Origin of the sequence: Cereibacter sediminicola (assembly GCF_007668225.1) — a bacterium.
GTDB lineage: Bacteria > Pseudomonadota > Alphaproteobacteria > Rhodobacterales > Rhodobacteraceae > Cereibacter_A > Cereibacter_A azotoformans.
Genome location: NZ_VDEK01000003.1, coordinates 63,560 through 75,019, shown reverse-complemented (window position 1 = coordinate 75,019; position 11,460 = coordinate 63,560). Strand labels below are relative to the sequence as shown.

At 68.8% G+C, this 11,460-nt stretch carries 14 protein-coding genes and 1 pseudogene; 6 read left to right on the top strand and 9 right to left on the bottom strand.

All coding sequences use genetic code 11. The annotated features are described in order from the left end of the window. Nucleotides 1-109 precede the first annotated feature (109 nt). The 3 genes from FG154_RS02940 to FG154_RS02930 form a co-directional block, all read right to left on the bottom strand. Complete coding sequence (locus FG154_RS02940) at nucleotides 110-364, bottom strand: hypothetical protein (protein ID WP_145104211.1); 255 nt, start codon at nucleotides 362-364, stop codon at nucleotides 110-112. Between the two features lie 32 nt (nucleotides 365-396). Then, the gene (locus tag FG154_RS02935) at nucleotides 397-2,529 is read right to left on the bottom strand and encodes a catalase (RefSeq protein WP_145104514.1); all 2,133 of its coding nucleotides are present in this window, start codon (nucleotides 2,527-2,529) and stop codon (nucleotides 397-399) included. A 170-nt stretch (nucleotides 2,530-2,699) separates the two neighbouring features. Beyond that, nucleotides 2,700-3,209, bottom strand: a complete 510-nt coding sequence (locus tag FG154_RS02930; protein WP_246100113.1) for a hypothetical protein — start codon at nucleotides 3,207-3,209, stop codon at nucleotides 2,700-2,702. A gap of 133 nt (nucleotides 3,210-3,342) precedes the next feature. Here FG154_RS02930 and FG154_RS02925 point away from each other — a divergent pair, with 133 nt between their 5' ends. Further along, nucleotides 3,343-3,900, top strand: a complete 558-nt coding sequence (locus FG154_RS02925) for a DNA-3-methyladenine glycosylase (RefSeq protein WP_145104206.1) — start codon at nucleotides 3,343-3,345, stop codon at nucleotides 3,898-3,900. 72 nt (nucleotides 3,901-3,972) lie between these two features. After that, nucleotides 3,973-4,134: a hypothetical protein gene (locus tag FG154_RS02920; RefSeq protein WP_011908906.1), complete on the top strand. Its 162-nt coding sequence runs from the start codon at nucleotides 3,973-3,975 to the stop codon at nucleotides 4,132-4,134. A gap of 104 nt (nucleotides 4,135-4,238) precedes the next feature. Here FG154_RS02920 and FG154_RS02915 read toward each other — a convergent pair whose 3' ends face one another. The 3 genes from FG154_RS02915 to FG154_RS02905 are packed head-to-tail and all read right to left on the bottom strand — an operon-like array spanning nucleotide 4,239 to nucleotide 6,713. Beyond that, nucleotides 4,239-5,318, bottom strand: a complete 1,080-nt coding sequence (locus tag FG154_RS02915; protein WP_145104204.1) for a DUF3618 domain-containing protein — start codon at nucleotides 5,316-5,318, stop codon at nucleotides 4,239-4,241. Further along, nucleotides 5,318-5,719 (bottom strand): phage holin family protein, encoded by a 402-nt coding sequence (locus FG154_RS02910; protein WP_145104202.1) that lies wholly within the window; start codon nucleotides 5,717-5,719, stop codon nucleotides 5,318-5,320. Before FG154_RS02910 ends, FG154_RS02915 begins: the two co-directional genes overlap by 1 nt. Further along, nucleotides 5,706-6,713: a tropomyosin gene (locus FG154_RS02905; protein WP_145104200.1), complete on the bottom strand. Its 1,008-nt coding sequence runs from the start codon at nucleotides 6,711-6,713 to the stop codon at nucleotides 5,706-5,708. The genes FG154_RS02910 and FG154_RS02905 overlap by 14 nt, the downstream gene beginning before the upstream one ends. Nucleotides 6,714-6,904: 191 nt before the next feature. Here FG154_RS02905 and FG154_RS02900 point away from each other — a divergent pair, with 191 nt between their 5' ends. The 3 genes from FG154_RS02900 (at nucleotide 6,905) to FG154_RS02890 (ending at nucleotide 8,425) form a co-directional block, all read left to right on the top strand. After that, entirely contained in the window at nucleotides 6,905-7,402 is a 498-nt protein-coding gene (locus FG154_RS02900) for a pyridoxamine 5'-phosphate oxidase family protein (RefSeq protein ID WP_145104198.1), read from the top strand. Nucleotides 7,403-7,550: 148 nt separating this feature from the next. Continuing rightward, entirely contained in the window at nucleotides 7,551-7,811 is a 261-nt protein-coding gene (locus tag FG154_RS02895; protein WP_145104196.1) for a hypothetical protein, read from the top strand. 206 nt (nucleotides 7,812-8,017) lie between these two features. Next, entirely contained in the window at nucleotides 8,018-8,425 is a 408-nt protein-coding gene (locus FG154_RS02890) for a phosphate-starvation-inducible protein PsiE (RefSeq protein ID WP_145104194.1), read from the top strand. A gap of 5 nt (nucleotides 8,426-8,430) precedes the next feature. Here FG154_RS02890 and mtnA read toward each other — a convergent pair whose 3' ends face one another. The 3 genes from mtnA to FG154_RS02875 all read right to left on the bottom strand — a co-directional run bounded on the left by mtnA (nucleotide 8,431) and on the right by FG154_RS02875 (nucleotide 10,634). Continuing rightward, on the bottom strand, nucleotides 8,431-9,519 hold the full coding sequence (gene mtnA, locus FG154_RS02885; RefSeq protein WP_145104192.1) for an S-methyl-5-thioribose-1-phosphate isomerase: 1,089 nt from the start codon (nucleotides 9,517-9,519) through the stop codon (nucleotides 8,431-8,433). A gap of 109 nt (nucleotides 9,520-9,628) precedes the next feature. Further along, nucleotides 9,629-10,066, bottom strand: a complete 438-nt coding sequence (locus tag FG154_RS02880; RefSeq protein ID WP_145104190.1) for a DUF1178 family protein — start codon at nucleotides 10,064-10,066, stop codon at nucleotides 9,629-9,631. A gap of 70 nt (nucleotides 10,067-10,136) precedes the next feature. After that, nucleotides 10,137-10,634 carry an NUDIX hydrolase gene (locus FG154_RS02875; RefSeq protein WP_145104188.1) on the bottom strand — a complete coding sequence of 166 codons (498 nt, stop codon included), beginning with the start codon at nucleotides 10,632-10,634 and terminating at the stop codon, nucleotides 10,137-10,139. Between the two features lie 284 nt (nucleotides 10,635-10,918). Between FG154_RS02875 and FG154_RS02870 the strand changes: the two are divergent. After that, nucleotides 10,919-11,449 (top strand): annotated as a pseudogene (locus FG154_RS02870) (glutathione peroxidase). The last annotated feature ends 11 nt before the right edge of the window (nucleotides 11,450-11,460 follow it).

The window sequence follows — 11,460 nt, the reverse complement described above, 5'->3', positions numbered from 1 at the left end:
CACAGCGGTAGGTTCCTGCGTCGAAAGCGGGTGCCGCGCGGTCACCCGGCGCGGGCCGCGGGCGGGACAGGTGGAAAAGGGCGCCCTGTTGGGGCGCCCTCTGGCCGTGCTAGTAGTTCGAAGGTGGATCGCTGGCAGGGAAGGACTCATCCAGCTGCTCGTCCACCTCGTCCCAGTCGCTCGGCGGTTCACGCATCGCGTCCGGGCCTGCGGGCCTGACGTCCGGGTAGCCCGACGGCTGGCGGCTGTTCATCAGATGCCGCACCGCCAGAGCACCGAAAGCGCCGAGAATCACGGCGGAGGTGAGCATGAGCGTCGAATTCCGCCCCTGTCCCGCGCGTGTTTCGTTCCTCGCGTAAGCCATGGTCGATCCTCTTTCCTTACGCCCCGAGGGGCCTAGAGCGAAAACGTCCGCGCGAGGGGAGGGTTCCCGCCCAGCGTCTGCTCGCGCGGCCAGTGACGCAGGCGTCGGCAGGCCGCGACGAAGCTGTCGATGTCGGATGTCCCCTCGAGCGCAAGCCAGCCCTCGTCCATCTTGTCCTGAAGCGCACAGGCGTCGATCAGGGCTTCGGCCCTGTGGTGGGCGATGAACTTGCAATGGGCGTGGGCATCCTTGAGGAAGTCCTGCGCGGCCGGATTGGCGGCGATGGCCGCCGCCTCGGCGCCCGGCAGCACCGCCACCGCATCAAAGAGCACCGAGGGCCCGCCGCCGATCTTCTCATCCGCCGGATGCAGCGCGCCCGCGCTGTCCGTCACCCCGCCGATGCGGGGGGCTACCAGCTTGACCATGGCGCCCTCGGCCGCAAGGATCGAGCGCAGTTCCGAGAGCAGGCTGGCCTCGACCCCGTCTCCGGCGAGGATGCCGACGGTCCGGCCGGCAAAGGAGGGCGGCGGGTTCTTCAGGATGCTCAGCGCGTCCGACGGGGGCAGGTCGGTGCGGGTGGGCCGGGCCGCCGGGGCCGGATCGGGCATCGCGGCAAGGCCCAGCCCCTTGGCGACCGCCTCTGCCAGCCCCTCGTCGATGTTGAGCAGGTGCGCCACGATCCGCGCCCGGATCTCGATCTCCTGGCATTTCGACAGTTCGAACACCAGCGCATCGCGGATATGGCCCTGCTCGACCGGCGTCTGGCTCAGTAAGAACTGCCGTGCCTGGCTGTAGTGGTCGGCAAAGCTCTCGGGCCGGAGGCGGCGCTTCTCGCCTTCCTCGCGTACGGCGTAGCTCACATAGCCCTCGAGCGGGTGGGCGCGCGGCCCCTTGCCCCAGCCGTTGGGTTCGTAGTTCACGCGGCCCTTGCGGTTGGCGGTCTGCATGTGACCGTCCTGCTGGAAATTGTGCACGGGGCAGCCGCGCGGCGCGTTGATCGGCAGTTTGGTGAAGTTCGGGCTGCCCAGCCGCTTGAGCTGCGTGTCGAGGTAGCTGAAGTTCCGGCCCTGCAGCAGCGGGTCGTTGGTGAAGTCGATGCCGGGGATCACGTTCTGGGTGCAGAAGGCGACCTGCTCGGTCTCGGCGAAAAAGTTGTCCACCACGCGGTCCAGCGTCAGCGTCCCCACGATGGTCAGGGGCACCAGATCCTCGGGGATGATCTTGGTCGGGTCGAGCACGTCAAAGTCGAAGCGGTCGGCGAAGGCTTCGTCGAAGATCTGCAGGCCCAGGTCCCATTCGGGGAAGTCGCCCGCGGTAATCGCCTCCCACAGGTCGCGCCGGTGCCGGTCGGGGTCGGCACCATTGACCTTCAGCGCCTCGTCCCACAGGACTGACTGAAGGCCGAGCCGCGGCTTCCAGTGGAACTTGACGAAGCTCGACTGGCCATCGGCATTGACGAAGCGGAAGGTGTGGACGCCGAATCCTTCCATGAAGCGGAAGCTCTTGGGGATCGCACGATCCGACATCTGCCACATCACCATGTGCATCGACTCGGGCGTCAGCGAGATGAAGTCCCAGAAATTGTCATGCGCCGATTGCGCTTGCGGGAAGCCGCGGTCGGGCTCGGGCTTCACGGCATGGACGAGGTCGGGGAACTTGATCGCGTCCTGAATGAAGAAGACGGGGATGTTGTTGCCCACGAGGTCCCAGTTGCCTTCGTCGGTGTAGAACTTGGTGGCGAAGCCGCGCACGTCGCGCGCCAGATCCATCGAGCCCTTCGAGCCCGCCACCGTCGAGAAGCGGACGAAGGTCTCGGTGACCTTGCCGACCTTCTGGAAGGGCGCGGCGCGGGTGATCTCGGGGATGGCCTTCGTGCATTCGAAGAGCCCGTGGGCGCCAAAGCCGCGCGCATGGACCACCCGCTCGGGGATCCGCTCGTGGTCGAAGTGGAATATCTTTTCACGAAGGACGAAATCCTCGAGCGCGGTGGGTCCGTTCCGCCCGACCCGGAGCGAGTTCTGGTTGTCGGCGATCGTGACGCCCTGGGCGGTGGTCAGCCGGTCGTCCCGGTCTCCGGCATGCTGATGGAACTCACCTCCGGCCCCGTAGTCGGACACGAGGTTCTCGAAACTTCCGGGACGCGAAGTGGGCTTGTCATCGGCCATCTGGCTCTCCTTGACGACGGAATGGATGAGGGCCGGCAGCAGGGGCCGGGCATGGTTCGGCCGGATCATCGGGCGACGATCCGGCCGGGTCGGATGCGCTGACGGACAGCGAGGCTGTCAGACAGCGGTGAACGGGGCTCGCGCCGGGCTTGTCCGGTCGCGGGGCGCCCTTACTGGGACTGGAACGAGGTGACGAAGGAACAGGCCTGGTTCCAGACGGGCGCATTGCCCGGCGCGGGCGGGGCTTCGGATGAATTGGTCGTGTCGGTCGGCACCGGGGCAGGCGTGTCGGCGCCCCCGATCTGCGACCCCGAGTCCGCCTGCTCCGGGTCGGGTCGGAGCGCACCACCGAGGCCGCCCGCCGAGGCGCCGCCCATCGAGCCCGCGTCCATCAGGAAGGCCTGGCAATCGCGCTTGGCGCGCTCCTTGGCTTCGGGATCGAGGGCCGCCCAGCGTTCCTCCATCTCGTCGGTCGGCCGCAGGGACGTCATCGCTTCATCAATGAAGAAGACCTCCCGGACGTCGTCCGACCAGGTCTGCTCGCTGATGTCGCGCATGCTGCCCGTGCCGGTCTCGGTCGCGACGGGCCGGGTCGGGTCCATGCCGTCGGCGCCGCTCTGCGCGAGGGCCGGCAGACCGGCGAGACCGAAAAGGGTTGCAGCCAAAGCAACTTTCATCATCGACATTCTCTCCATTCGTAATCTTCACAGGGATGCCGCACGGGTGCGGTCTTGCGGTAAGAACCTTTTCGGTCGAGGAATGTTCCGGCAAAGGCTGCGCTGCGGCGAGGTCTGGTGGGGGCGGAAGACGGACATGGAACGGGCTGCTGCGGCGTTCTTCGGCAGGGATGCCGCCTCGGTCGCCGTGGATCTGATTGGCGCGCATCTGGCGGTGCGGGGCGCAGGCGGCCGCATCGTCGAGACCGAAGCCTATGCGCCCGACGATCCCGCCTCGCACAGCTTTCGCGGCCTCACGGCGCGCAACGGGTCGATGTTCGGCCCTCCGGGCTGCGCCTATGTCTATGTGTCCTACGGCATCCATCTGTGCCTTAATGTCGTCTGTGCGCCGGGCCATGCCGTGCTGATCCGCGCTCTGGAGCCAACCGAGGGCCTGGCCGAGATGGCCCGGCGTCGGGGGACCGAGGAGGTCAAACGTCTATGTTCGGGGCCGGGACGGATCGGGCAGGCGCTGGGGCTCTCGCTGGCGGACGACGGAGTGCGGTTTGGCACGGGTGGCTTTCTCCTCCGCGCGGGCGCGCCGCTCGAGGCCGGGGCGATCCTCGAGGGGCCCCGCATCGGCATCAGCCGCGCGGCCGAGCGGCCGTGGCGGTTCGGCCTGCAGGGCTCGCCCTGCCTGAGCCGGAGGTTCTGAGCCGGAACATTCCGCGCCGGCGCATCTTGGTGGCAGAAGGGCAAGGAGTGCCCGAAGGAGAGGAGCAAGCGAATGAGTGACGAAATGCGCCTCGGCCCGAACGATCCGCCGACGCCGGATCCGATGCCCGAGCCGAACCCCTATCCCGACCCGATGCCGGACCCGGATCCGATCCCGCCGGGCGACCCGGACCTGCCCGATCCGGGCGAGCAGACGCCGCCGATCTACTCCTGAGCGGCAGGGGCCCACGGGATGCGGCGGCGGCCCCAGGGTCGCCGCTTCCGCGACACAGGAAAAGGGCGGACCGGTCGGTCCGCCCTTTGTTCGTTTCGGGTGCCTCAGACGCTCTTGCCGGCAACCTTGGTCGAGCCTGGGCCGGAGGCTTGTCCGGTTGATGAGCTGGTGGCCTCCTCGCTCTCTTTCCCGTGCAGGACCGGTTCGACCTGCGCCTTGGCTTCCGAGGCCGCGGCTTCGGCCACACGGCCGAGCTTCGAGGCGAGCGTCTCGCCCTTTTCGGGCATCAGCCCTTCCTCGCGGGCGGCGTCGATGGTGGCGTCATAGGTCTCGCGCGCCGCGCGCATCGCACGGTCGCGCAGTTCCCACGAGCTTGCCTTGGCCTCGTCCCAGAGATCGTCGCTCGTGCGGCCCATCCAGCGGTCCTCAGTCCGCGTCCGCGGCATGGCCGCACCGATCACCGCGCCAAGCGCCACCGCCGCGGCCCCTACCAGCAGCGGCTGCTGTTCCATCCCGTGCACCACGCTCTCGCGCATGTGCTGGGCGCTCGAGGTGGCGCGGCCCCGCCAGTGATCGGCGCGATGGCGCAGATCGTCCGAGCGATGGCCGAGGTCGTCACGCCAGTGCCCGGCGCGGTCGTAGGCGCCTTCACGCGCCCGGCCGGCGCGGTCGCGGGCATCGCCGAAGGCTCCGCCCACCTTCTCGGCCGCGGCATGGGCGCCGTGGCTGACCCGCTCGGAGGCGGCATGGGCGGCCCGGCTGACGCTGTCGGCCGCGTCGCTGACCGCGTGCTTCACACGAGACGCCATGCCTTCGCGGGACGACGAGCGGTATTCGGCGCCCCCGCCATAGGGCTCGTACGAGCGGCCGCCCGAGGCATAGTCTCTGCCCGGATAATCGGAATAGCCCTCCGGCCCGTAGGAGGAACGGGACCGGCTCCGGTCGGACGAGCCGCCGAAGGCGAGCCAGGCGAGGCCGAGGCCGATCAGCCCGAGGGCCACCGGATTGTCCCGCACCTGCCGCCCGGCCGAGTTCATCACTCCGCGCACGTCCTCGACCCCCACGAAATGCGCCAGGTCATCGACCACCTGATTGACCGTCATCCGTTCCTTCAGCGCATCGAGCGTGCTCTCGACCCGGGCGCGGTTCTCTTCCACTTCGCGTTCGATCTTGTCAGAGTTCATCAGATTTGCTCCCGTGCAAGCCGCACGTCGCGGCTGGTCTGTTCGATGGTGCGCTCGGGCACCAGGGTGGCGGCGCTCAGGTCCTTGCGGCCGCGCGCGATGAGGATCCCGCCGATCGCGGCCAGCGCCACGCCCACGATCAGGGCGGCCCAGGCGGGGCCGACCCAGTGGGCCAGCAGGACCACGAGGGCCTGCACCAGCACCAGAAGCGCCACGAGCAGCAGGACGGCGCCCGCGGCGATCATTTCGGCGCCGATGGCGAAGCTGCGCCCCGCCTCGGCGATCTCGGCCCGCGCCAGCCTGCTTTCGCTGCGCACGAGGCCGGTGAGGTCACGCACCAGATCCGACAGGAGGTCCGCTATCGACCGTTCGGTGCCGAGAGGGCGCTTAGGCGCTTCCATCTTTTGCCTCCTTGTCCTTCAGCCCGTCCTTTGCCCCCGAACCCACGGGCTTCGCCGTCTCGCCAACGATCGGGCTGCCGGCCGGAGCGGACGGCGAGCCGCCTTGGTGACGCGCGTCGCCCTCGTTCGTGCGGCCCGAGCTTGCCTGTCCGCTGCCCGACATCGCAGCGCCGCTGCCGGTGCTGTAGCTTGCAGCGCCCGAGGTGCCGCTCTGGCCCGATGTGGCCGAGGATGCGCCCGAGGCCCCCGCACCTGCGGTCGAACCCGTTCCGCCCAGTCCCGGGCCCGAGACGCCCGAGCCCGAGACGCCCGCGCCCGCTACGCCCGCGCCACCGACGCGCGTGCCGCCGATGCCGGTGCCGGATCCGGTCGGGTCCGAGCGGGTTCCCATCGGGTCGCCCGACGTGCGCGAGGGCGAGGCGCCTCCGGCCGGGGAACTGCCCCAGCGATCCTCGTCGCGCAGACCCATGCGGTCCTCGTTGTCCCAGTTCCCGCGGCGGTGGCGGTCGGACGAGGAGGAGACGAGGAACCGGCCCAACGCGAGGCCGGCAAAGAGCGCGCCGCCCACGAAGAGCGCGGGGTTCTCGCGTCCGAAGCGGGCGACGGAGCGCGCCATCTCATCGGCCGAACGGTGGCGCAGCCGGTCCGCCATGTCGTCGAGCGTGTTGATCGCCTGATGGATCATGTGCGGCGGCGTCGGCGTGTCGTCGCGGCGCTCGGCCTCGTCGGCGGCCTTGCGCATCGACTCGGCCAGCCCGTGGATCCCGGCGCAGAGGTCCTCTTTCCGGCGGTCCACCTCTTCCATGACAAGGCGCGACACGCTGCTGCGCGCCTGGCGCGCCTCGTTCCGGGCGCGGCCGGCCGCGCCATGCAGATGGTCCCGCGCATCGTCCATCTCGCGGCGGGCGGTCTCGCGCACGCTGTCGGTGAGGCCCGGACGGCCGGACGGAGCCGAGGCTGTCCCCGGGCCGGTCATGTTCTTGTCGGTCTGCATCCTGATCTCCTCGCGATGTCTGCGGCCGGCGATGCGACAGGCATCGGCCCGGCCCCGTGTCGCCCAGAAACAGGCGTCGCCAGCCATTTGTTCCGAGCCGCATGCCCCGCCCCGGCGCATCGCCGCCGCGGGAACCAACCCGAGGCGGGGCCGGTTGCACCCGCCGTGCCACAGCAGATCAGGAGGGCCGAATGGCCGACATCAAACTTGCCCAGACCGATCCCAAAGCCGCCTTCTGGAAAGGGGTCGGCAAGTTGCGCGCCGGCATGCTCGGCATCGAGGGCTCGGGCCAGCACATGCAGCCGATGTCGCATCATTGCGATGAGGCGGGCGGCAGGATCTGGTTCCTTACCAAGCGCAGCACCGACCTGTTCAAGGCGATCGGGACCACCAGCAAGGCGCATTTCTGCATCATCTCGCCCGATCAGGATTTCCACGCCTGCGCCTCGGGCCCCATTGCGGCCGAGATGGACCGCGCACGGCTCGACGAGATGTGGAACCCGGTGGTGGGCGCCTGGTTCGACGGCAAGGACGATCCCGACCTCGTGATGCTGTCGGTGCGGCTGCAAAGCGCGGCGATCTGGGCCTCGACCGGCTCTTCGGCGCGCTTCGCCTACGAGATCGCCAAGGCCAACGTGACGGACCATGACCCGGATGTGGGCGTGCACAATGTGGCGACCTTCGGCTGAAGGGCGGCGGCTTCCGCCGACCCTTTTGCCAGGATCGGCCCGCGGGCGTCGGCGGCTTGACCGGCCAGATTGCCACCGAAGGTGATTTGCGCGATCCTTCGGAACCGGGTCTTGCGAAGGACGTTGGGCGCCGGAAAGGAGGACATCTATGGCATACATGTTGGGAATCCTCGTGTTCCTGGGAATGCTGGCGGTCTGCTGGTTCGGCTTCATGGCCGCAGAACGCCGGGCCGGGAGCACGCAACTCGGGATGGCGCCAAGGCGCACGACCGAGCCGCATCACACTTCGTCCACACCGTCGCCGGCTCCGGGGCCGGCCGCGTCTCCGGCACCGAATGCCGATGAGGCTGCGGCCCGACCCAAGCCGGCGGTGGCGCGGTCGGGCGACAAGCCGACCGAAGCCGTCTGACGGTCCGCGCCGAAGTGATGCCTTTCGTCCGGGCGTCTGCCCCTCGCCCGGACAACCGGAGCGCAGCCTTCCCCCGGAGGCTGCGCTCCGCCCTTTTCAGCGGGCGGCGTAGCGCGTCCACCTGCCGGTTGGCGTGAAGCACCCGGCCTGATAGCCTCGTCGTCGTATCGGTGACGGGGGACGCGATGGTGCCAGAGGACGACAGGATGGGGGCAGAGGAGGAAACCCGCTCTCCCGGCGCCGGGCGGACCGAAAAGCTGGTGATGGTCACCGCGCTCGGCGTGATCGAGCGGGCCCTTCTGATCCTGGTGGCCCTTCTTACGCTGGCCGCCACCGCGGTCGAGATCTGGTCGATCATCGACCGCTGGAGCGTCAACCTTGGCGACATCCTGCTGATGTTCCTCTACACCGAGGTCATCGGCATGGTCGCGATCTTCTACACCGGCAAGGGGCTGCCCTTCGTCTATCCGATCTTCATCGCCATCACCGCGCTCGCCCGGCTGATCGTGCTGCAGGGCAAGGACATGGACCCGCAGAACATTGTGCTCGAAGCGTCGGCCATCCTGCTTCTGGCCGTGGCCGCCGTCGTGCTGCTGAGGTTCGCGCGGCGCTGAACGGCTCAGGCGGCGCCCTGTTCGGGGAACATGGCCGCCATGGATCGCGCATCGGCGGCGCAGATCCCGCGTTCGGTGATGAGGCCCGTGACCAGTGCGGCCGGGGTCACATCGAACGCCGGATTGCGCGCCCCTGTGCCATCGGGCGAGATCTGGACCGAAAGCACCGTTCCGTCAGGCGCCTTGCCCTGCACATGGGTCACCTCGAGGCCGGAGCGTTCCTCGATCGGGATCTCCTTCACGCCGTCGCGCACCGTCCAGTCGATCGTGGGAGAGGGCAGGGCCACATAGAAGGGCACCCCGTTCGCCTTCGCCGCCAGCGCCTTCAGATAGGTGCCGATCTTGTTGCAGACATCGCCCTGCGCGGTGGTCCGGTCGGTGCCCACGATCACCATGTCCACCTCGCCATGCTGCATCAGATGGCCGCCGGCATTGTCGGTGATCAGGTCGTGACTTACCCCGTGCGAGTTCATCTCCCAGGCGGTGAGCAGCGCACCCTGATTGCGCGGCCGGGTCTCGTCCACAAAGACATGCACGTCGATCCCGGCCTCGATCGCATGGTAGATGGGCGAGGTCGCGGTGCCCCAGTCCACCGTGGCGAGCCATCCGGCGTTGCAATGGGTCAGGATGTTGACGCGCCCCGCCTTGCGCCCGGCGATCTCGCGGATGAGCGAGAGGCCGTGGGTGCCGATGCGGCGGTTGATCTCCACATCCTCGTCGCAGATCTCGGCCGCCCGGCGCGCGGCCGCCGCCGCCCGTTCCGAGGGGGGCAGCGGGGCCAGAAGCCGCTTCATCTCGTCGAGCGCCCAGCGGAGGTTGATGGCGGTGGGCCGCGTCTCGTGCAGCACCTCCCATGTCTCGGTGAGCGCGCGGTCCGAGGCGTCCTGGGCCATCTGCACGGCCATGCCCCAGGCGGCGGTGGCGCCGATCAGCGGGGCGCCCCGCACCCACATGTCGCGGATCGCGGTGGCGAACTCGGCCCGCGAGCGCAGCGGAACGATGCGGAGTTCATGCGGCAGCCACCGCTGGTCGATGATGCGGACTTCGCCCGCTTCGGTCCAGATCGAGCGGAAAGGGGTGCCGTTGATCTTCACGCATGGTCTCCGGGTCAGGATGGAACGCGGCCAGAAGGCCCCGCCGGGGCGGGAAGGTCAAGGGACCGCCCGGCCGCCGCGACGATCCGCGCAGACAGAAGGGCGCGCCTCAGTTGACCTTGCGCTGCGGCATGAAGGGCAGGGGGGCGACGGGCACACCGTCCTCGATCAGGCGCCGCGCCTCCTCGACCTTCGCCTCGCCGTAGATCGCACGCTCGGGCGCCTCGCCGTTGTGGATCCGGCGTGCCTCGCTGGCAAATCCCATGCCGACATATTCCGAGTTTTCCTGCACCTGCCGCCGCAGCGTCAGGAGCGCCTCCTCGATCTTCGATGAGGGCACGGCGAGCGCGCGGGCGGGATCGGGGGCGGGCTTGACCGCGCGCGACGGCTGGACAGCGGGTGCCATCAACACCTTCTCGACCTCGGCCGAACCGCAGACGGGGCAGGTGACCTTGCGGGCCTTCACCAGCCCGCCGAAGGCTTCAGACGACTGGAACCAGCTTTCGAACCCGTGGTCGTCAGCGCATTTGAGGGAGTAGCGGATCATCTCGGCACCGGATCGGAGCCGCCCCTGTGCGGCCCCTCATCCTGTCAGGTAAAGATCTGCGTGACGAGGTTCAACGGTCTTGCAGCGGCAATTCGTCCGACGGAGCATCGGCGACGGGATCGAACCGTCCAAGGATCTCGCGCAGCTCGGGCTCGGCCACCTTGAGGGCCGCCTTGTCGGGGCTGAACCACTTGCGCTTGCGCTGCCCACGCTCGGGGAAGGCGTCCAGCATCTCATCGACCTCAAGCGGGAAGACCATGACCTCGCAGGCGATGCTTCCGGCGTTCTTGGCCAGCTTGCGGTAGGTGAAGCGACCCAGCGCGCGCGCACCGACCGCGCCCCGAATGCCGGCTTCCTCCCAGGCTTCCTGCGCGGCCGAGGCCGGATCGTCGAGGCCCGCGATGCGTCCGCCCTTGGGGATCACCCACCGCCCGGTGTCGCGGCTGGTGATGAGCAGGACCTGCACCTCTCCGCCGTTGCGGCGCCAGCAGACCGCGCCGCACTGGATGCGCACCTCGCCGGCCTCTTCCGCATTGCCGGTGACCATCCTGAACCGCCCGTCGCCCATCGCTACCTCCTGCCGGGCATCGTGGCCCGTTTCTCATCTTGGTTCCGCCCCGCCCAGATTCCGCCCCGCCAAGCCCTCTGGCTTCGTCGCACCACCGTAACGCAGCGTAACCGAAAAATGTTCTCAAATTGTTGCAGGCCGCCGAAAAGATCCGCAAAGGAAGGAAGCTCGCCCGCGGTCCGTTTGACCGGCGGGCAAGTTCTCCTATGCTATGGGTGCAAGCGGCGTTCCATCGGCCGCTCCGCGCGCCTCCGGTAGAGGTGCCTCGTGCCGGGATACCCGCCATGTTCCCCCGTTTGCTGTTCATCGCCGCCTTCTGCCACCTTGCCGCCCCGGCCCTTGCCGCAAGCGCGCCCGTGATCGTCTTCGACTCGATCGACGGCGGAGAAATCCGGCTCGATCATCTGCGGGCCAGGGGGCCGGTTCTCGTGGTGAACACGGCGTCGCTCTGCGGGTTCACGCCGCAGTATGACGACCTGCAGGATCTCTCGGATCGCTACGCCGCGCAGGGTCTGACCGTGCTGGCCGTGCCCTCCGACGATTTCCGGCAGGAACTGGATGACGCCCAGGCCGTCCGTGACTTCTGCGCGACGAACTTCGACCTGACGATCCCGATGACCACCATCACCCATGTGACGTGAACCGAGGCCCATCCGTTCTACCGCTGGCTGGCCGAGGAGCATCAGGTGGTTCCGGGCTGGAACTTCCACAAGGTGCTGATCGACCGCGAGGGCGAGCTGGTGGCGAGCTGGGCCTCGCCCGTGCGGCCGACCGATGGCGCGATCGTGCGGCGGATCGAGGCGCTTCTTCCGTGACGAGCCTGCGG

Coding starts and splice junctions, on each gene's coding strand:
- FG154_RS02940 (WP_145104211.1), bottom strand. CDS start 364: ATGGCTTACGCGAGGAACGAAACACGCGCGGGACAGGGGCGGAATTCG.
- FG154_RS02935 (WP_145104514.1), bottom strand. CDS start 2,529: ATGGCCGATGACAAGCCCACTTCGCGTCCCGGAAGTTTCGAGAACCTC.
- FG154_RS02930 (WP_246100113.1), bottom strand. CDS start 3,209: ATGATGAAAGTTGCTTTGGCTGCAACCCTTTTCGGTCTCGCCGGTCTG.
- FG154_RS02925 (WP_145104206.1), top strand. CDS start 3,343: ATGGAACGGGCTGCTGCGGCGTTCTTCGGCAGGGATGCCGCCTCGGTC.
- FG154_RS02920 (WP_011908906.1), top strand. CDS start 3,973: ATGAGTGACGAAATGCGCCTCGGCCCGAACGATCCGCCGACGCCGGAT.
- FG154_RS02915 (WP_145104204.1), bottom strand. CDS start 5,318: ATGAACTCTGACAAGATCGAACGCGAAGTGGAAGAGAACCGCGCCCGG.
- FG154_RS02910 (WP_145104202.1), bottom strand. CDS start 5,719: ATGGAAGCGCCTAAGCGCCCTCTCGGCACCGAACGGTCGATAGCGGAC.
- FG154_RS02905 (WP_145104200.1), bottom strand. CDS start 6,713: ATGCAGACCGACAAGAACATGACCGGCCCGGGGACAGCCTCGGCTCCG.
- FG154_RS02900 (WP_145104198.1), top strand. CDS start 6,905: ATGGCCGACATCAAACTTGCCCAGACCGATCCCAAAGCCGCCTTCTGG.
- FG154_RS02895 (WP_145104196.1), top strand. CDS start 7,551: ATGGCATACATGTTGGGAATCCTCGTGTTCCTGGGAATGCTGGCGGTC.
- FG154_RS02890 (WP_145104194.1), top strand. CDS start 8,018: ATGGGGGCAGAGGAGGAAACCCGCTCTCCCGGCGCCGGGCGGACCGAA.
- FG154_RS02880 (WP_145104190.1), bottom strand. CDS start 10,066: ATGATCCGCTACTCCCTCAAATGCGCTGACGACCACGGGTTCGAAAGC.
- FG154_RS02875 (WP_145104188.1), bottom strand. CDS start 10,634: ATGGGCGACGGGCGGTTCAGGATGGTCACCGGCAATGCGGAAGAGGCC.